This is a genomic window from Kluyvera chengduensis (assembly GCF_044197065.1).
GTDB lineage: Bacteria > Pseudomonadota > Gammaproteobacteria > Enterobacterales > Enterobacteriaceae > Kluyvera > Kluyvera ascorbata_C.
The window spans coordinates 163989-180721 of the sequence record NZ_JBIQOI010000001.1; the positions used below are offsets into that span (position 1 = coordinate 163989).

17 protein-coding genes and 6 tRNA genes are annotated in these 16733 nt (G+C 51.8%); 8 read left to right on the top strand and 15 right to left on the bottom strand.

All coding sequences use genetic code 11. The annotated features are described in order from the left end of the window. Positions 1 to 40: 40 nt before the first annotated feature. The 6 genes from ptsI to ACH1XZ_RS00750 form a co-directional block, all read right to left on the bottom strand. Complete coding sequence (gene ptsI, locus ACH1XZ_RS00725) at positions 41 to 1768, bottom strand: phosphoenolpyruvate-protein phosphotransferase PtsI (RefSeq protein ID WP_035896912.1); 1728 nt, start codon at positions 1766 to 1768, stop codon at positions 41 to 43. 45 nt (positions 1769 to 1813) lie between these two features. Then, entirely contained in the window at positions 1814 to 2071 is a 258-nt protein-coding gene (ptsH, locus tag ACH1XZ_RS00730; RefSeq protein WP_002913505.1) for a phosphocarrier protein Hpr, read from the bottom strand. A 385-nt stretch (positions 2072 to 2456) separates the two neighbouring features. Then, positions 2457 to 3428 (bottom strand): cysteine synthase A, encoded by a 972-nt coding sequence (cysK, locus tag ACH1XZ_RS00735; protein ID WP_395593932.1) that lies wholly within the window; start codon positions 3426 to 3428, stop codon positions 2457 to 2459. 152 nt (positions 3429 to 3580) lie between these two features. After that, the gene (locus ACH1XZ_RS00740) at positions 3581 to 4276 is read right to left on the bottom strand and encodes an oligogalacturonate-specific porin KdgM family protein (RefSeq protein WP_395593933.1); all 696 of its coding nucleotides are present in this window, start codon (positions 4274 to 4276) and stop codon (positions 3581 to 3583) included. A gap of 31 nt (positions 4277 to 4307) precedes the next feature. Then, positions 4308 to 4667, bottom strand: a complete 360-nt coding sequence (locus tag ACH1XZ_RS00745; protein ID WP_395594669.1) for an MFS transporter — start codon at positions 4665 to 4667, stop codon at positions 4308 to 4310. Beyond that, complete coding sequence (locus ACH1XZ_RS00750; protein ID WP_395593934.1) at positions 4558 to 5562, bottom strand: oligosaccharide MFS transporter; 1005 nt, start codon at positions 5560 to 5562, stop codon at positions 4558 to 4560. The genes ACH1XZ_RS00745 and ACH1XZ_RS00750 overlap by 110 nt, the downstream gene beginning before the upstream one ends. Before the next feature lie 287 nt (positions 5563 to 5849). On the opposite strand from ACH1XZ_RS00750, the gene ACH1XZ_RS00755 reads away from it, so the two are divergent. Next, a complete protein-coding gene (locus tag ACH1XZ_RS00755; protein ID WP_395593935.1) occupies positions 5850 to 6719 on the top strand; it encodes a helix-turn-helix domain-containing protein in 870 nt (289 codons plus the stop codon). Here ACH1XZ_RS00755 and cysZ read toward each other — a convergent pair. Beyond that, a complete protein-coding gene (gene cysZ / locus ACH1XZ_RS00760) occupies positions 6643 to 7404 on the bottom strand; it encodes a sulfate transporter CysZ (protein ID WP_395593936.1) in 762 nt (253 codons plus the stop codon). The genes ACH1XZ_RS00755 and cysZ overlap by 77 nt on opposite strands. A gap of 231 nt (positions 7405 to 7635) precedes the next feature. Between cysZ and zipA the strand changes: the two genes are divergently transcribed. From zipA to ACH1XZ_RS00775, 3 genes are all read left to right on the top strand, one after another. Continuing rightward, positions 7636 to 8637, top strand: a complete 1002-nt coding sequence (zipA, locus tag ACH1XZ_RS00765; RefSeq protein ID WP_395593937.1) for a cell division protein ZipA — start codon at positions 7636 to 7638, stop codon at positions 8635 to 8637. A 70-nt stretch (positions 8638 to 8707) separates the two neighbouring features. Next, positions 8708 to 10723: an NAD-dependent DNA ligase LigA gene (ligA, locus tag ACH1XZ_RS00770; RefSeq protein WP_395593938.1), complete on the top strand. Its 2016-nt coding sequence runs from the start codon at positions 8708 to 8710 to the stop codon at positions 10721 to 10723. A 1-nt stretch (position 10724) separates the two neighbouring features. Continuing rightward, positions 10725 to 10937, top strand: coding sequence for a DUF3820 family protein (locus ACH1XZ_RS00775; protein ID WP_035896906.1), 213 nt, complete (start codon positions 10725 to 10727; stop codon positions 10935 to 10937). Here ACH1XZ_RS00775 and ACH1XZ_RS00780 read toward each other — a convergent pair. Next, positions 10934 to 11929: a bile acid:sodium symporter family protein gene (locus ACH1XZ_RS00780; RefSeq protein WP_395593939.1), complete on the bottom strand. Its 996-nt coding sequence runs from the start codon at positions 11927 to 11929 to the stop codon at positions 10934 to 10936. The two genes, ACH1XZ_RS00775 and ACH1XZ_RS00780, sit on opposite strands and share 4 nt — an antisense overlap. Before the next feature lie 89 nt (positions 11930 to 12018). Between ACH1XZ_RS00780 and ACH1XZ_RS00785 the strand changes: the two genes are divergently transcribed. Continuing rightward, a complete protein-coding gene (locus tag ACH1XZ_RS00785) occupies positions 12019 to 12945 on the top strand; it encodes a LysR family transcriptional regulator (RefSeq protein WP_395593940.1) in 927 nt (308 codons plus the stop codon). Here the strand turns inward: ACH1XZ_RS00785 and ACH1XZ_RS00790 are convergent. The 5 genes from ACH1XZ_RS00790 to ACH1XZ_RS00810 all read right to left on the bottom strand — a co-directional run bounded on the left by ACH1XZ_RS00790 (position 12936) and on the right by ACH1XZ_RS00810 (position 13831). Next, positions 12936 to 13277, bottom strand: a complete 342-nt coding sequence (locus ACH1XZ_RS00790; protein WP_395593941.1) for a FlxA-like family protein — start codon at positions 13275 to 13277, stop codon at positions 12936 to 12938. The two genes, ACH1XZ_RS00785 and ACH1XZ_RS00790, sit on opposite strands and share 10 nt — an antisense overlap. Positions 13278 to 13431: 154 nt before the next feature. Continuing rightward, positions 13432 to 13507, bottom strand: a tRNA-Lys gene (locus tag ACH1XZ_RS00795). Between the two features lie 4 nt (positions 13508 to 13511). Further along, positions 13512 to 13587: transfer RNA gene (locus ACH1XZ_RS00800), tRNA-Val, on the bottom strand. Positions 13588 to 13633: 46 nt separating this feature from the next. Beyond that, a tRNA-Val gene (locus tag ACH1XZ_RS00805) sits at positions 13634 to 13709 on the bottom strand. A 46-nt stretch (positions 13710 to 13755) separates the two neighbouring features. Beyond that, positions 13756 to 13831 (bottom strand) — tRNA-Val (locus ACH1XZ_RS00810). Between the two features lie 247 nt (positions 13832 to 14078). On the opposite strand from ACH1XZ_RS00810, the gene gltX reads away from it, so the two are divergent. Then, positions 14079 to 15494 (top strand): glutamate--tRNA ligase, encoded by a 1416-nt coding sequence (gltX, locus tag ACH1XZ_RS00815; RefSeq protein ID WP_395593942.1) that lies wholly within the window; start codon positions 14079 to 14081, stop codon positions 15492 to 15494. 41 nt (positions 15495 to 15535) lie between these two features. Here gltX and ACH1XZ_RS00820 read toward each other — a convergent pair whose 3' ends face one another. Both ACH1XZ_RS00820 and ACH1XZ_RS00825 read right to left on the bottom strand, forming a co-directional pair. Beyond that, positions 15536 to 15940 (bottom strand): YfeC-like transcriptional regulator, encoded by a 405-nt coding sequence (locus ACH1XZ_RS00820; protein ID WP_395593943.1) that lies wholly within the window; start codon positions 15938 to 15940, stop codon positions 15536 to 15538. A 9-nt stretch (positions 15941 to 15949) separates the two neighbouring features. Next, complete coding sequence (locus ACH1XZ_RS00825) at positions 15950 to 16306, bottom strand: YfeC-like transcriptional regulator (RefSeq protein ID WP_395593944.1); 357 nt, start codon at positions 16304 to 16306, stop codon at positions 15950 to 15952. A 216-nt stretch (positions 16307 to 16522) separates the two neighbouring features. On the opposite strand from ACH1XZ_RS00825, the gene ACH1XZ_RS00830 reads away from it, so the two are divergent. Together ACH1XZ_RS00830 and ACH1XZ_RS00835 are read left to right on the top strand one after the other, a co-directional pair. Further along, positions 16523 to 16598, top strand: a tRNA-Ala gene (locus ACH1XZ_RS00830). Between the two features lie 39 nt (positions 16599 to 16637). Then, positions 16638 to 16713 (top strand) — tRNA-Ala (locus tag ACH1XZ_RS00835). Positions 16714 to 16733: the final 20 nt, after the last annotated feature.

A 16733-nucleotide genomic window follows, 5' to 3' on the forward strand; every position in this document is an offset into this window, starting at 1 on the left:
GATCTTCTCCTAAGCAGTAATTTGGGCCGCATCTCGTGGATTAGCAGATTGTTTTTTCTTCAATGAACTTGTTCACCAACGCCAGCAGTTCGTCTGTAGTTGGTTGAGCAAGTGCTTGCTCTGCTAAAACCTTTGCATCTTCGAAGTTCGTGTTACGGATAATCTTCTTAATGCGTGGGATAGAAATGGCGCTCATAGAGAATTCGTCCAGACCCATACCCAGCAACAGAAGTGTAGCACGTTCGTCGCCTGCAAGCTCACCACACATGCCAGTCCATTTGCCTTCAGCATGAGAAGCATCAATAACTTGCTTGATCAAAGTGAGGACAGACGGTGACATTGGCTGGTAAAGATGTGAAATCATATCATTACCACGGTCAACTGCCAGAGTATACTGCGTTAAATCATTGGTACCGATACTAAAGAAATCAACTTCTTTGGCTAAATGACGAGCGATAGTTGCTGCGGCAGGTGTTTCCACCATCACGCCAACTTCGATTGATTCGTCAAATGCTTTACCTTCGTCGCGCAGTTCCTGTTTGTAGATTTCGATCTCTTTTTTCAGTGCACGCACTTCTTCAACAGAGATGATCATCGGGAACATGATGCGCAGTTTACCGAAAGCAGAGGCACGCAGGATAGCGCGAACCTGGTCACGCAGGATCTCTTTACGATCCATCGCGATACGCACGGCACGCCAGCCCAGGAACGGGTTCTCTTCTTTCGGGAAGTTCATGTACGGCAGCTCTTTGTCGCCACCGATGTCCATGGTACGGACGATAACCGCCTGAGAGCCACACGCTTCAGCAACGGCTTTATACGCGGCAAACTGCTCTTCTTCAGTTGGCAGCGCGTCGCGGTCCATGAACAGGAATTCGGTGCGGTACAGACCAACACCTTCAGCGCCGTTGCGCTCAGCACCGTCGATATCACGCACGGTACCGATGTTGGCACAAACTTCAACCTGGTGGCCATCAAGGGTGATTGCCGGCAGGTCTTTCAGTTTAGCCAGTTCGGCTTTCTCATTGGCAACCTGCTCCTGGATGGCACGCAGCTGCTCAATTTCTTCGTTAGTTGGGTTGACGTAAACCTTGTTGTTTACGGCATCCAGAATCAGATAGTCGCCATTTTTCACCTGAGTGGTGACGCTACCGGTACCCACGATGGCAGGCAGTTCCAGGGAACGCGCCATGATAGAGGTGTGGGAAGTACGGCCACCGACGTCAGTGATAAAGCCCAGCACCTTCTTCAGGTTTAGCTGTGCGGTTTCAGACGGCGTCAGGTCTGCGGCAACCAGGATAACTTCATCCTGAATAGCGCTCAGGTCAATAATGGCCAGACCCAGGATGTTGCGCAGCAGGCGCTTACCGATGTCACGTACGTCAGCCGCACGTTCCTTCAGGTATTCATCATCCAGTTCTTCCAGGGCAGTTGCCTGACCTTCGATAACTTCATGCGCAGCTGCATCAGCCGTCATGTTCTTATCTTTAATCAGGGCTATGATTTCCTGCTCCAGCTCCTCATCTTCGAGCAGCATGATGTGCCCTTCGAAGATGGCTTCTTTTTCTTCACCGAAAGTTTCGCCAGCCTTGGTCTTGATAGCTTCCAGCTGAGCTGACGCTTTAGAACGACCGCTCAGAAAACGTTCAACTTCCTGCTCTACTTTATCGGCAGAAATTTTCTTCCGGTCGATGACAATCTCATCTTCTTTCAGCAGCAGTGCGTTGCCAAAAGCGATACCCGGGGATGCTAAAATGCCTGAAATCATAACCCTACCTTACTTGTGACTGATATTTAAAAGAACTCGTTGAACTTACTCGAGTTCAGCCATCAGTTTAACCAGATGTTCAACTGCTTTCTGCTCGTCTTCACCTTCTGCGGACAGGGTAACAACGGTGCCCTGGGTCAGACCCAGAGTTTGCAGTTTGAACAGGCTTTTTGCGCTAGCGCTTTTGCCGTTGGAGGTCACAGTGATCTCGGAAGTGAAGCCTTTCGCTTCTTTAACAAACTGAGCAGCAGGGCGGGTATGCAGACCGTTCGGAGCGGTAATGGTAACTTCTTGCTGGAACATTATATTTCCCCAACTTATAGGTTTAGTGTTGTGGAACTAAAGTCTAGCCTGGTGGATAGACTTTAGCCTGTATTACAAATCAAGCGACGCCCACAAAATCAGCACTACCATCGGCGACAAACCATCCGACGCAGACGCTTCTGGCCTTTGACGTTTCGCTTATCATTAAACATTATGCCGTGAAAGCAGGATTTGAACCAAATCATAAAATCGATTCAGCTAGCGGAAAACCTGTTAAGAATAATTTCGCGGCTCAAAATAAATATGAGAGGTTAAATACCAGACCTACGGAGGTGAATCAATGCCAGGGGGGGTAAAAGTTTGATGTATGCCACAAAAAAGCACCCGTTTGGGTGCTTTTTTACACGATTTTAACCGACTGGCATTACTGTTGCAGTTCTTTCTCGGTGAAGAGATCTGCGAACAGCGCCGTGCTTAAATAACGCTCACCCGAAGACGGTAGGATAACCACAATATTCTTATTGGTAAAGGTTTCATCTTCCTGGAGTTTCAATGCTGCGGCAACCGCTGCACCGGAGGAGATACCCGCCAGAATGCCTTCTTCTTCCATCAGGCGACGCGCCGTGGAGATAGCTTCTTCGTTGGTAATCGCGACAACTTTATCGATAAGCTTCAGATCGAGGTTGCCTGGGATAAAGCCTGCACCGATGCCCTGAATTTTGTGTGGGCCTGGTTTCAGCTCTTCGCCCGCCAGCGCCTGGGCGATAACCGGGGAATCGGTTGGTTCAACGGCAACGGCAATCAGGTCCGTTTTACCTTTGGTATTTTTAATGTATCGCGTTACGCCGGTAAGCGTACCGCCGGTACCTACACCTGAAATGAATACGTCAACCTGACCGTCGGTATCTTCCCAGATTTCCGGACCGGTGGTTTTTTCGTGAATTTCCGGGTTAGCCGGGTTGCTGAACTGTTGCAGCAGCAGGAATTTTTCCGGGTTGCTGGCCACGATCTCTTCAGCTTTCTGAATGGCACCTTTCATGCCTTTCGCGCCTTCGGTCAGCACCAGGTTCGCGCCCAGCGCTTTCAGCAGCTTACGGCGTTCAACGCTCATGGTTTCCGGCATGGTCAGCGTCAGTTTATAACCACGGGCAGCTGCAACATAGGCCAGAGCAATACCGGTGTTACCGCTGGTTGGCTCAACCAGTTCGATGCCAGGCTTCAGCACACCGCGTTTTTCGGCATCCCAAATCATATTGGCACCGATACGGCATTTGACGCTAAAGCTTGGGTTACGTGACTCAACCTTCGCCAGAATGCGTCCGTTACCGATGCGGTTCAGTCGTACCAGTGGTGTATGACCGATAGTCAGGGAGTTATCTTCAAAAATCTTACTCATGGCCTATCCTTAACTGTATGAAATTTGGGGTACTCGACCAGCATACCTGCTTAAAGATTCTGCGGAAGTAAGGATTTCGCATATCTATATACTGAAGGGAAATAATGGCAAGCGGGATGGAATAAGGAGCGGCATAAGCCACTCCTTATCATTTAGAAGTAGTAACGGATACCGACGCGGAAACGGTACTGCTCGCGGTTGCTTTCAATGTAGCGATCCAGCCACGATGCTTCAAAGAACGGTCGCCAGTGTGGCATCCAGTTCCAGACTAGCTTGTTGTTTAGTTCCCATGAATGGTCTTTGCCATTACTTCGGTTGAAGTTTTCCGTATTGAAGTAGACGTCAGGCTCAAAGGTATATGACCAGGTTTGGTTGATTTTATAGTTCCAGTACATATTGATTTGGTGGTTATTGTTGTACTTCATCTGCTCATCAAGACTGAGGTTCTTGTGGTTGTTATAGTTATAGCGGTAACGCAGGCTGACGTTAAAGTCATCGGTAAAGCGATAGTTGTTATCCAGATAGACAGCCCCCCAGGACCCGTCGGAATTAGAGTCGACTAATGAACCCAGGTTGAAGGTCCAGGCATCGTATTTAACGATAGGATACCAGCCCTCTAATTCGTTATAGCTATGTTTTAGTTGGTTAAATTTATCTAAATTATACAATGTGGAAAAAAGAACCCCAGCGCCATTGTCGAAGTTATAGCCGCCACCAAGCTTAAATTCGTCGCTTTCGCTGCCGGTCATCCATGCATTTCGTAATTCGATAAACCCACTGGATGCCCAACTGTGGGCGCTTACACTTAGAAGTAGTAAAAACAACCCTTGCCTAATATGTTTTTTCATGAAGATACCTATTAATTATAAATAATGTTATTTAGATTTCAGAGACGGTAAGTTGCTTCGCTTTTTCTTTTCCATGACGACCTTTACCTAAAACCTGAATGCCAATGAGCGTAATCACCCATGCAATAATTCCCATTACCAGATAGGTTTTTGCAAAGCCATAGCGGTCATATAACATTCCGGCAATCGGATTAATTACAGCGATACCTAAGTAGTTAAAGCAACCAAGTACCATATATACGGTTCCGGTGAGTCGCTTATCGAAGTACAGTGATAAATATTTAAAAATAGAGACGAGTAGCAGAGCCATTTCTAGGCCGTAAAATGGTTTGATAATTGCAATCATCCACGCATGGGTAGCCAGCGCGGAGATGATAAGGCGTAAGCCAATGACAAAACCAGCCAGCAGCAGGCCATTTCTGGCGCCAATCATTATTAATGACAAATGGAATTGAGAACATCAGGATAAATTCAACGGCTGATTGCACTGACCCCATATATCCCAGCATGGCGTTACCTTGCTGATGATTGACGAAGAAACTCACAAAATAACGTGGGAATTGCTGTTCAGCACTTTGCATCATCCAGATAATACCGCCATAGAACAGCATGAGGATCCAAAACCCGCTACGCGCGAAGAGCATTTTTATATCAGACTTATTCACCGGCATTTTTTGCCCGGCGTTGACCGCTTGCCAGTCAATATCGTCTCCCTTCGTTTTCAGCATTATCAGCAGGAACAGCAGCACGATGCAGGCCAGTGATGTGACGCAAAAATTGTAGTGCGGAGAGAGGTTGAAAAGCTGGCCGGCGAACAGTGATGCCACTGCCCATCCCAGAGAGCCCCACATGCGTACGCGGCCAAATTCAAATGACCAGGCGCGACTGTAGCGATCGGCATAGGACTCGAAGACCAGAACACCGGCGAGATAGGCGAAGGAGAGATAGAGTGCGCCGACGATGATTCCGGCAATCAGGTTAATATTGAGCAGCGGTTGATATACCCAGATAAAAAAGGGCGCCGCGAGGACAGAGGCACCCGTCACGATCACCAGCAGATGTTTTCCCAGTCCCAGTTTGTCCATGACATATCCGCATACCGGTTTGATTGCCAGAGCAAAAAGGGCATTGATAGAAAGTACGAAACCAATTTTTTCACTATTCAACCCGACATTGTCAGCGAGCCAGATAGCAAGAAATGACCAACTGGTAGACCATGCAAAATAAAAAACAAAAAGGCATAGACTTATCCTGATATAAGCCTGTTTATTGCGGGCATTTAACATATATACCACCTCTGTAACGAAGGAGGTGATTACGTTAAACCGAACGCCAGATGATTACTTTCACCTGATTGCCACGCTTAAGCTAGCTTGTCGTTTTTGTCCTCAGATGCTGTGCCTGAGTTCACATAACGGGAATATGATCATTTTTTTATTATTTTTATTAGGGCAATAGTTTTAAACTTTTATGCACTATTATTAAATAATGAAAAGTGAGGCGTAAATTATTTGACAAGTAAATAAATGGTCACTTAGATTAAATTGTTTATACGATTTTTCAGGCAAATATTATGCTGACCCTACAGCGATCACATTTTTTCAATAGACCTGACGATCATGTTTCCGTGCAATATTGGTTACCTCATACATCTTATCCTGAGCATGATCACGACTATAATGAAATAATATTTATTTTGGCAGGAGAGGTGACGCATATTGTTAATGGTCTGCCATGGTTTATGCGTCCCGGTTCATTTATGTATATTCGGGCTGCCGATCGACATGCCTTTGAGGATGTTCAGGGGCTTTGTACCATCAATTTGCTGCATTTGCCGCTGGATCAGTTGAACTGGTTTCGCGGGAATACTGCTGCGCTTTTTCTTGAGAATGAACCTCATCTTTGGCATTTGGCTATGCCGCGCTGGCGACAGCTCTTGTTGGATGTTAACGCTTTTGCCTGCGACGCGCTTTACGCTGAAAACGAGGAAGAGGTATTGCGTAGCGCGCGGCAAGAGACGTTTTTGCTGCGTCTGGTTTCCTTATTATCCGGATATCGCCTGCAGGCGCGAGACGAGCTGACGGTTGACGATCGGGTTTGTCTGGCGCTTTCCTGGGTAGAGAGCCATTGGCAGTCTAAAATTGATTGGGAGGCGCTGGCGGCACGTTATATGTTGACGTTACGTACCTTCCAGCGCCGTTTTAAACTGCAAACCGGGATGGCGCCGCAGCAATATCTCATTACTCTGCGGTTACGCCATGCGCGTTTTTTAATGCAGCAGGATTCACACTCGTTGCGCGAAATTGCCGAGTACTGTCATTTTTATGACGCAAGCCACCTGAGTGGCTGCATGCGGCAGCATGTCTTTACTTCCACAGCGCATGTTTGTCGCGATAACAATCAACCCACATCGCCGTCGCCCCGCAGATGGCGACCGGAATAATCACCAGGTTCAGTACCGGGATGAGGGTAAACAGGCTTACCAGTGACCCAAACTGCATATTGGTGACCTTGCGGGTGCGCAAGGCCTGGCGCATGGTCTTAAACGGCACTTTATGGTTGTCGAACGGATAGTCGCAGTACTGAATGGCTAGCATCCATGCACTGAACAGGAACCACAGCACAGGTGCTACCGTCTGACCGATACCCGGAATAAAGTACAGCAGGAGCAGCACAATGGCGCGCGGGAGATACCACGCGAGCTTCTGCCATTCGCGTTTCATGATGCGCGGCAGATCCTTCATGATGCCAATCACCCCGGTATCCGGCGGCGTCGCGCCGGTTAAGCGCGCCTCAAGTTGTTCTGCCAACAGGCCGTTAAACGGCGCGGCAATCCAGTTGGCAATGGTGGAAAAGAAATAGCCGAATACCAGCAGAATGGAGATAACCACCACCGGCCATAGCAGGTAGCTCAGCCACTGCAGCCAGTCGGGGATACGGCTCATTAAGGATGGGATCCAGCTTTCCAGTTTGCTGAATAGCCACCAGAAGGCGCCGCCCATCAGAACGATATTGACCAACAGCGGTAAGATGACGAATCGGCGTATTCCCGGCATACCGATCAGTTTCCAGCCCTGGGAGAAGTAGTAAACGCCGCTGCGTGCGGCAGGGGTGGACGATGAAACCATGGTCAGGTGAAGCTCCTTTAACTGACTACATTGAAAAAGACGTCTATATATTATCGGGTTGTTGGACAATGACCAGTTAGGAAATGTTCGAAAAACCAGCAAAAAATACGATTTTACTCATCTTTCTGCGGTGAATGTCATGTGCACACTTGCACTTGACGTGATGGGCAAATACTCTTAGTGAGTAAATGTTTGCCGTGGTGGCAAGGTGTTAGAACAACAGAGAATATAATGATGCAGGATTTGCGTCTGATATTAATCATTGTTGGCGCGATCGCCATACTTGCTTTACTGGTTCATGGTTTCTGGACGAGCCGTAAAGAGCGTTCATCGATGTTCCGCGATCGTCCAATGAAGCGAATGAAGTCTCGTGATGCCGATGATGAATCGGAAGAAGACTTCGATGACAATGTTGAAGGCGTGGGTGAAGTTCGTGTCCACAAGGTCAATCACGCCCCTGGGGTTGCTGGGGAGCATGAAGCCCCTCGTCACGCGCCTCAACACCAGTACCAGCCGCCTTACGAGCGTCAGGCGCCTCAGCCTGCTCGTGCGCCAGAGCCGGTACCGCAGCCGCATGCGCATCAGCCTGCACAGCCCGCGCCGGTACCACCGCCGCAGCCTGTACAGCAGCCTCAGCAGCGCCCGCCGGTGGTAGAGCCTCAGCCTGTAGCCCAAGCGCCGCAGCACGTTGCTCAGCAGCCCGTCGCGCCTCAGGCACCACAGCCGGTTGCAGAACCCGTACAGCCGCCGCAGCCAGAACCGGTTGCTGCCCAGCCTGCGCCTGAACCTGCTCCGCCTGAGAAACCAGAGCGTAAAGAAACGGTTATCGTGATGAACGTCTCTGCGCATCAGGGTACGCAAATTAACGGTGAACTGCTGTTGAACAGCATCCAGCAGGCCGGTTTTAAATTTGGCGATATGAATATTTTCCATCGCCATCTCAGCCCTGACGGCAGTGGCCCGGCATTGTTTAGCCTGGCAAACATGCTTAAGCCTGGTACCTTTGATCCGGATACCATGGCCGATATGCTTACGCCTGGCGTCACCATCTTTATGCAGGTGCCGTCCTACGGCGATGAACTGCAGAACTTCAAGCTGATGCTGCAATCAGCACAGTATATTGCTGACGAAGTAGGTGGTGTGGTGCTGGACGATCAGCGCCGTATGATGACGCCGCAAAAGCTGCGTGAGTATCAGGACCGTATCCGCGAAGTCAAAGACGCTAACGCCTGATAAGTCCGCGCGTTGCCAATCCTTCCTGAACCCCCGCCTGTCGGGGGTTTTTTATCATTGATGGTGTGATATGCAATCTATAGAACAACAACTGAATGAACTGCGAGCGACGCTTCGCCATCATGAATACCTGTATCATGTTTTAGATACCCCCGAACTGCCGGATGCGGAGTATGACCGCCTGATGCGTGAACTGCGCGAGCTTGAAGCGCAGCACCCAGAGCTGATTACCCCCGATTCGCCGACTCAACGCGTCGGTGCCGAGCCGTTGGCGGCATTCAGCCAGATTCGCCATGAAGTGCCGATGCTGTCGCTGGACAACGTCTTTGATGAAGAGAGCTTCCTTGCTTTTAACAAGCGCGTCCAGGATCGCCTCAAGAGCGCGGATAAACTGACCTGGTGCTGCGAGCTTAAGCTGGACGGCCTGGCGGTCAGTATCCTGTATGAAAACGGTGTGTTCGTTAGCGCCGCGACGCGCGGTGACGGCACCACCGGCGAAGACATCACTTCGAACGTCCGTACTATTCGTGCCATTCCGCTGAAGCTGCGTGGAGATAACATTCCGGCTCGACTGGAGGTGCGCGGCGAAGTGTTTATGCCGCAGGCTGGGTTTGAAAAAATCAACGACGAAGCCCGGCGCACCGGCAATAAAGTGTTCGCCAACCCGCGTAACGCCGCCGCTGGCTCGCTGCGACAGTTAGATCCGCGGATTACCGCGAAGCGACCGCTCACTTTCTTCTGCTACGGCGTGGGTGTTCTGGAAGGCGGCGAACTACCGGATACTCATCTGGGGCGCTTGCTCCAGTTTAAAGCCTGGGGGTTGCCGGTGAGCGACCGGGTCACGCTGTGCGACTCCCCGGAGGAAGTGCTTGCTTACTATCACAAGGTAGAAGCAGATCGTCCGACGCTTGGCTTTGATATCGATGGTGTGGTCATCAAGGTGAACTCGCTGGCGTTGCAGGAACAGCTCGGCTTCGTAGCCCGTGCGCCGCGCTGGGCGGTGGCGTTTAAGTTCCCGGCGCAGGAACAGATGACCTTTGTGCGCGACGTGGAGTTTCAGGTAGGGCGTACCGGGGCGATTACGCCAGTGGCGCGTCTTGAGCCGGTTCAGGTTGCCGGTGTGCTGGTGAGTAACGCGACGCTGCATAACGCCGATGAAATCGAACGTCTTGGCCTGCGCATCGGCGATAAAGTGGTGATTCGCCGCGCGGGTGATGTTATTCCGCAGGTGGTCAACGTGGTGCTTTCCGAGCGCCCGGATGACACTCAGGAAATCGTCTTCCCGGCCCATTGCCCGGTGTGTAATTCCGATGTAGAGCGCGTGGAAGGGGAAGCCGTAGCCCGCTGCACCGGTGGCCTTATCTGCGGCGCACAGCGCAAAGAGGCGCTCAAGCACTTCGTTTCCCGCCGCGCGCTCGACGTGGACGGCATGGGCGACAAAATCATCGACCAGTTGGTCGAAAAAGAATATGTCCATACTCCGGCCGATCTTTTCACCCTGACCGCAGGCAAACTGACCGGTCTTGACCGTATGGGGCCGAAATCGGCGCAGAACGTGGTGAGCGCGCTGGAGAAAGCCAAACAGACCACCTTTGCTCGCTTCCTCTACGCGTTAGGTATTCGTGAAGTGGGAGAGGCAACGGCAGCCGGTCTGGCGGCCTACTTTGGTACGCTTGAAGCACTGGAAGCCGCTTCCATTGAAGAGCTGCAAAAAGTGCCGGACGTTGGCGTGGTGGTGGCGAATCACGTATTCAACTTCTTTGCCGAAGAGAGCAACCGTAACGTCATCCAGCAACTGCTGAAAGAGGGCGTGAACTGGCCTGCGCCGGTGGTGATTAATGCCGAAGAGATAGACAGCCCGTTTGCCGGTAAAACCGTGGTGCTGACTGGCAGCCTGAGCCAGATGTCCCGTGACGATGCCAAAGCGCGTCTGGTTGAACTAGGCGCGAAAGTGGCCGGTAGCGTGTCGAAGAAGACCGACCTGGTGATTGCGGGTGAAGCCGCGGGCTCGAAGCTTGCGAAAGCACAGGAGCTTGGCATTGAGGTTATCGACGAAGCCGAAATGTTGCGTCTGTTAGGAGTCTGAGGTGGATAAAGCACAGCTGATTGAAATCGCCAACACCGAGATGCCGTTCGGCAAGTACAAAGGTCGGCGGCTGATTGATGTACCGGAAGAGTATCTGCTGTGGTTTGCCCGTAAGGATCAGTTTCCGGCCGGGCATCTTGGCGAGCTGATGCAGCTCACGCTGCTCATTAAAACTGAAGGGCTGAGCCAGCTGGTTCAGCCCCTGAAACGTTAACTTCCTACGCGGGCCTGTTCTTTGGCCTGCGCTTTTTCGGCCTGCGCTTTGTAGCGGCGGGCCAGCACCGCACAGGTCATCAGTTGGATCTGGTGGAAGATCATCAACGGCAGCACCATCATCCCCAACACTGACGTCGGGAAGAGGATATTGGCCATCGGAATACCGTTGGCCAGACTCTTTTTCGACCCACAGAACACAATCGTAATCTCATCCGCCTTGTTGAAGCCCAGACGACGGGCGACCACGGTGTTAATCAGAATTACCAGCGCCAGCAGTACGATGCTCACTACCACGATAAACAGCAGCGAACCCACGCCAACTTTATGCCAGATACCGTTGACCACTGCTTCGCTGAAGGCGGAGTAGACCACCAGCAAAATAGAAGTCTGGTCGGTTTTGGATATCCACTTTTTGTGTTTGGTCACAAACGCCGCCGTCCACGGACGGGAAAGGTGGCCCAGTACAAACGGCAGTAGCAGTTGCAGCATGATTTTGCCCACCTGCTCAAGGCTACCGCCTGCGCCGTGTACGTTCATCACCAGGCCAACCAGCAGCGGCGACAGGAAGATCCCCAGCAGGCTGGACGCCGATGCAGAACACACTGCGGCCGCGACGTTACCGCCAGCGAGTGAAGTAAAGGCGATAGCGGACTGTACGGTAGCGGGCAGAATACACAGATACAGGAAGCCAGCATAAAGCTGCGGGTCAACGTTGAACGGCGCCCACCAGGCAAACAGTACGCCCAGCACTGGGAAGACCACGAAGGTGCTGCACATTACCCACAGGTGCAGTCGCCAGTGGCTACCGCCAGCAATAATCGACTCACGCGACAGCTTAGCGCCGTGCATAAAGAACAGCAGCGCGATGGCGGCGGTAGTCAGATTTTCAAAAAAGGGAACGAAGTCGCCGCGTGCCGGGAAGAAGGTGGCAAGCAGGACAACCGCAATAAGCGTCAGCGTAAACGGATCTAAAATGCGGAAAAGTTTCATAAAGACTCCTGAAGATCGATGCATACATTTTGCTTTTTTATTGTTGAGAAATAAAATTGATTTATTGCATCCATTCATGAAAAAAACAGATGAATTACTCATTGCGGCAGTTGAAGGTGTTTGTCACGGTAGCGCAGGCGAAGAGTTTTAGCCGGGCAGGGGAGATAATTGGCCTCAGTCAGTCGGCGGTCAGCCATAGCGTGAAGGAACTGGAGAGTCAGACGGGCGTGCGCCTGCTCGACCGCACCACGCGCGAAGTGGTGCTGACGGAAGCGGGGCAGCAGCTCGCCGCTCGCCTGGAGCGGCTGCTGGATGAGTTACAGGGCACACTGCGAGAAGCGGGGCGCACCGGGCAGCAGTTAAGCGGGACGGTTAGGGTGGCGGCTAGCCAGACGATTTCAGCGCATCTGATCCCGCAGTGCATTGCCCAAAGCAACCGTCTGTACCCAGATATTCGTTTTGTGCTGCACGACCGGCCGCAGCAGTGGGTGCTGGAGAGTATTCGTCAAGGGGATGTTGATTTCGGTATCGTTATCGATCCCGGCCTGGTGGGGGATTTGCAGTGTGAAACGGTACTTTCTGAGCCGTTCTTCCTGTTGTGCCGTAACGATCACCCGTTTGCTGATTTGCCGGAGGTAGATTGGCAGGCGCTACAGGGGGCAGAGTTAGTATTACAGGATTATGCTTCCGGTAGCCGAATGCTGATAGATGCGGCACTACAGCTGCATCAGATTGAGGCGAATATCGTGCAGGAGATTGGTCATCCGGCGACGCTCTTCCCCATGGTGACGGCGGGCATTGGGATCAGCATCATTCCGGCGCTGGCGTTACCGTTGCCGGAGGGAAGCCCGTTGGCGGTGAAGCGCATGTCGCCGGGGGTTGAGCGGCAGTTGATGTTAGCGAGACGAAAAAAACGCTCGTTATCTACCGCCGCCCAGGCGTTGTGGGACGTGGTTCGGGCCCAGAGCCAACAACTGATGGACGAGCGGCTTCAGGACCCGCTGTATCAGATGTAAATATCTATCTGGTGGTCGTCGCTGGGATGATTAACGCCGGTAATGGTTGCGGAAGAGGCTTCCTGTTTTTCTTGAGCTTTTTCTGCCTGCTGGTTCTGTAACTGTGCCAGCTGCGCTTCCAGCATGGCGATTTGCTCCTGAATCATCTCAGCCTGCTTTTGCTTTTCTTCCGTGCTGCCGCTGCCGTCCGCAATCTCTTTAAGCTGCTGGGTCAGTTTAACAATCTGCTGGGTGATGCGCGCCATTTGTGATGCCGCATCGTTACCGCTTGGCGCGGCGCTGCTGGTCGTGGTTTTGAGCGAAGCGATAGAGGGAGCGCTGATGGTGGTCATGGTGAACGCCTTATTCGGAGAAATATAAGGAGTATCGGCAGAATGGGGGGAGACTTGAGCTTTTCCCGGCGGCGCTGCGCTTGGCCGGGCTACATAAACACAACTGCATAAGCCGTAGATAGCAAAAAAGCGCCTTTAGGGCGCTTTTTTACATTGGTGGGTCGTGCAGGATTCGAACCTGCGACCAATTGATTAAAAGTCAACTGCTCTACCAACTGAGCTAACGACCCGAAGTGGTGGGTGATGACGGGATCGAACCGCCGACCCCCTCCTTGTAAGGGAGGTGCTCTCCCAGCTGAGCTAATCACCCACTTCGGTACTTCACATTTTGACAGAAAATCCAGCTGGCGAGAAAGTGGTGGGTGATGACGGGATCGAACCGCCGACCCCCTCCTTGTAAGGGAGGTGCTCTCCCAGCTGAGCTAATCACCCACTTCTCAATTTTCTGTTCTACACGGCGGAGACTACATAAAGTAGTTGGTGGGTGATGACGGGATCGAACCGCCGACCCCCTCCTTGTAAGGGAGGTGCTCTCCCAGCTGAGCTAATCACCCCCGCTGTGTGGAGTCGCATTATAGGGAGAGTTGAAAATGAGTCAACGCCTTTTATAAATAATTTATCTGTTCGTCGTAAAATTAGACGATGTGATCGCAAAACACGCTATGGTGTATGAATTGTATGCAAAAAATGCAAACCACACGCTTGCGGTGGGAACAACCGAGTGGGAGTGATAGAATATTGCCCACTTCTATTTCCAGGATTTGCCGGTTGTCGGCATGTTTATAAACGTAAGGCCATTTCATGAAAATCAAAACTCGCTTCGCGCCTAGCCCGACTGGCTATCTGCACGTCGGCGGTGCTCGTACTGCTCTTTATTCCTGGCTTTTCGCACGTCACCATAAAGGTGAGTTTGTGCTGCGTATTGAAGACACCGATCTCGAGCGCTCAACGCCGGAAGCCATTGAAGCCATCATGGATGGTATGAACTGGCTGAATCTGGAGTGGGATGAAGGCCCGTACTATCAGACCAAACGTTTCGACCGCTACAACGCGGTAATTGATGAAATGCTGGAAGCAGGCACGGCGTATAAATGCTACTGCTCCAAAGAACGTCTGGAAGCGCTGCGCGAAGAGCAGATGGCCAACGGCGAGAAGCCGCGTTATGACGGCCGCTGCCGCCACGGTCATGAACATCATGCTGACAATGAACCCTGCGTGGTGCGTTTTGCTAACCCACAGGAAGGTTCCGTTATCTTTGATGACCAGATCCGTGGGCCGATCGAATTCAGCAACCAGGAGCTGGACGATCTGATCATCCGTCGTACTGACGGTTCCCCAACCTACAATTTCTGCGTTGTGGTTGACGACTGGGATATGGAAATTACCCACGTAGTCCGTGGTGAAGACCATATCAACAACACCCCGCGTCAGATCAACATCCTGAAAGCGCTGAACGCGCCGGTACCGGTTTACGCACACGTATCGATGATCAACGGCGACGACGGTAAAAAACTGTCTAAACGCCATGGCGCGGTCAGCGTTATGCAGTATCGTGATGACGGCTACCTGCCGGAAGCGCTGCTGAACTACCTGGTGCGTCTGGGCTGGTCCCACGGCGATCAGGAGATCTTCACTCGTGAAGAGATGATCGAGTTCTTCTCTCTGGACGCGGTCAGCAAATCCGCCAGTGCGTTCAACACGGACAAACTGCAGTGGCTGAACCACCATTACATCAATACGATGGCGCCGGAATATGTTGCGACGCACCTGCAGTGGCATATTGAGCAGGAAAATATTGATACCCGCGTGGGCCCGCAGCTGAGCGAGCTGGTGAAACTGCTGGGTGAGCGCTGCAAAACCCTGAAAGAGATGGCGCAGAGCTGCCGTTACTTCTACGAAGACTTTGCAGAGTTTGACGCGGACGCCGCGAAGAAACACCTGCGCCCGGTTGCACGTCAGCCGCTGGAAGTCGTACGTGATAAAATTTCCGCTATTACCGACTGGACGGCTGAAAACGTGCATCATGCGATTCAGGCAACGGCTGATGAGCTGGAAGTAGGTATGGGCAAAGTGGGGATGCCACTGCGTGTTGCCGTTACCGGAGCAGGGCAGTCGCCAGGCCTGGACGTCACCGTTCACGCGATTGGTAAATCCCGTAGCATCGAGCGCATCAACAAGGCGTTGGCGTTCATCGCCGAGCGTGAAAGCCAGCAGTAATTGGCGTTCAGATGTGAAAAAAGCGGGGAAACCCGCTTTTTTTATACCTTATCGTTCTGATCGCCCAGCCCGAGTCGTGCCAGAAAGCCGCAAATGCCTTCACGCGCCAATAGGCGGCGTAAGCGTTCTTGCTCCAGTGGTGTCATGTTGTTCTGCAATACGTCGCTAATTTGCCGCCAGACCGCATCGGAAGCATTGGCCGTGTAGCTGCCTGCGGGTTCATCAATTTGGTTTTCGTTGGGTAACTGACGGAAAGCCGGTGTATTCACCAGAAAATCCATCACCTCATCGGTAATAAAGATCAGCCGCGCACGACCACCTTTAATGCCGGGCATCGGTTCAGTCTGCCAACTCTTTTCACGAATCCAGCGATTGACTGTCTGTCGGGTCATACCCAGCATTTCAGCCAGTTCTTCTGTGGACATCTTTGCGGGAAGTTTTTTCATAGACATTGCTTAACCGCGAATTCCTAGACGTTGCAATAAACCGCTAATCCCTTCCCGTAGCAGCAGTGACGTGAGCTGTTTCTGCTCGGTCTCGGTCATTTCATCAACCAGCGTCAGCAGCAGCGTATGGAAAGGGTTGTCGCTGCCGTTCACCGCATAGGGAGCCGAAGATTCAGAAGCACGTTGAGCGCTATGGATGAATTCCATCACTTCGTCGTTCACATGTACCAGTCGGGCCTTGCCTCCCTGGACGCCGGGACGGGGCGACGTTTTCCAGCCTTCCTTACGCACCCACTTGTTGATGGTTTGTCGGCTGTACCCTGTCAGATGAGCAATCTCCTCCGGCGTCATTCGTTCCTTGAGCATACAATTTCCTGAGTCGCAGTGTGGGAATTACATGTCCATGTTATAGCATCGTTTTATTAGAAAATGTGACAGGTTTAACTCCAACCTGCGAGGAGGCGAGCAATATGGCGCGTTTGTCTGCTTTTTCAGCGATTAGAACTTTTTCGCGTATTTTGCCGTTGACACTGTGTAAGGGAATTCATATTATGCCGCCCGTCAACACGACAGCTTTACGTTGGGGCTATAGCTCAGCTGGGAGAGCGCTTGCATGGCATGCAAGAGGTCAGCGGTTCGATCCCGCTTAGCTCCACCAAATCCTGCTCCCATCAGGTTTGGAACGTAAAGAAACTGTGGGGCTATAGCTCAGCTGGGAGAGCGCTTGCATGGCATGCAAGAGGTCAGCGGTTCGATCCCGCTTAGCTCCACCAAAATTCGAAACCCTCGCCTA

Excerpts from the sequence above, each read along its gene's own strand:
- ptsI (WP_035896912.1), bottom strand. The coding sequence starts at position 1,768 with ATGATTTCAGGCATTTTAGCATCCCCGGGTATCGCTTTTGGCAACGCA.
- ptsH (WP_002913505.1), bottom strand. The coding sequence starts at position 2,071 with ATGTTCCAGCAAGAAGTTACCATTACCGCTCCGAACGGTCTGCATACC.
- cysK (WP_395593932.1), bottom strand. The coding sequence starts at position 3,428 with ATGAGTAAGATTTTTGAAGATAACTCCCTGACTATCGGTCATACACCA.
- ACH1XZ_RS00740 (WP_395593933.1), bottom strand. The coding sequence starts at position 4,276 with ATGAAAAAACATATTAGGCAAGGGTTGTTTTTACTACTTCTAAGTGTA.
- ACH1XZ_RS00750 (WP_395593934.1), bottom strand. The coding sequence starts at position 5,562 with ATGTTAAATGCCCGCAATAAACAGGCTTATATCAGGATAAGTCTATGC.
- ACH1XZ_RS00755 (WP_395593935.1), top strand. The coding sequence starts at position 5,850 with ATGCTGACCCTACAGCGATCACATTTTTTCAATAGACCTGACGATCAT.
- cysZ (WP_395593936.1), bottom strand. The coding sequence starts at position 7,404 with ATGGTTTCATCGTCCACCCCTGCCGCACGCAGCGGCGTTTACTACTTC.
- zipA (WP_395593937.1), top strand. The coding sequence starts at position 7,636 with ATGATGCAGGATTTGCGTCTGATATTAATCATTGTTGGCGCGATCGCC.
- ligA (WP_395593938.1), top strand. The coding sequence starts at position 8,708 with ATGCAATCTATAGAACAACAACTGAATGAACTGCGAGCGACGCTTCGC.
- ACH1XZ_RS00780 (WP_395593939.1), bottom strand. The coding sequence starts at position 11,929 with ATGAAACTTTTCCGCATTTTAGATCCGTTTACGCTGACGCTTATTGCG.
- ACH1XZ_RS00785 (WP_395593940.1), top strand. The coding sequence starts at position 12,019 with ATGAATTACTCATTGCGGCAGTTGAAGGTGTTTGTCACGGTAGCGCAG.
- ACH1XZ_RS00790 (WP_395593941.1), bottom strand. The coding sequence starts at position 13,277 with ATGACCACCATCAGCGCTCCCTCTATCGCTTCGCTCAAAACCACGACC.
- gltX (WP_395593942.1), top strand. The coding sequence starts at position 14,079 with ATGAAAATCAAAACTCGCTTCGCGCCTAGCCCGACTGGCTATCTGCAC.
- ACH1XZ_RS00820 (WP_395593943.1), bottom strand. The coding sequence starts at position 15,940 with ATGAAAAAACTTCCCGCAAAGATGTCCACAGAAGAACTGGCTGAAATG.
- ACH1XZ_RS00825 (WP_395593944.1), bottom strand. The coding sequence starts at position 16,306 with ATGCTCAAGGAACGAATGACGCCGGAGGAGATTGCTCATCTGACAGGG.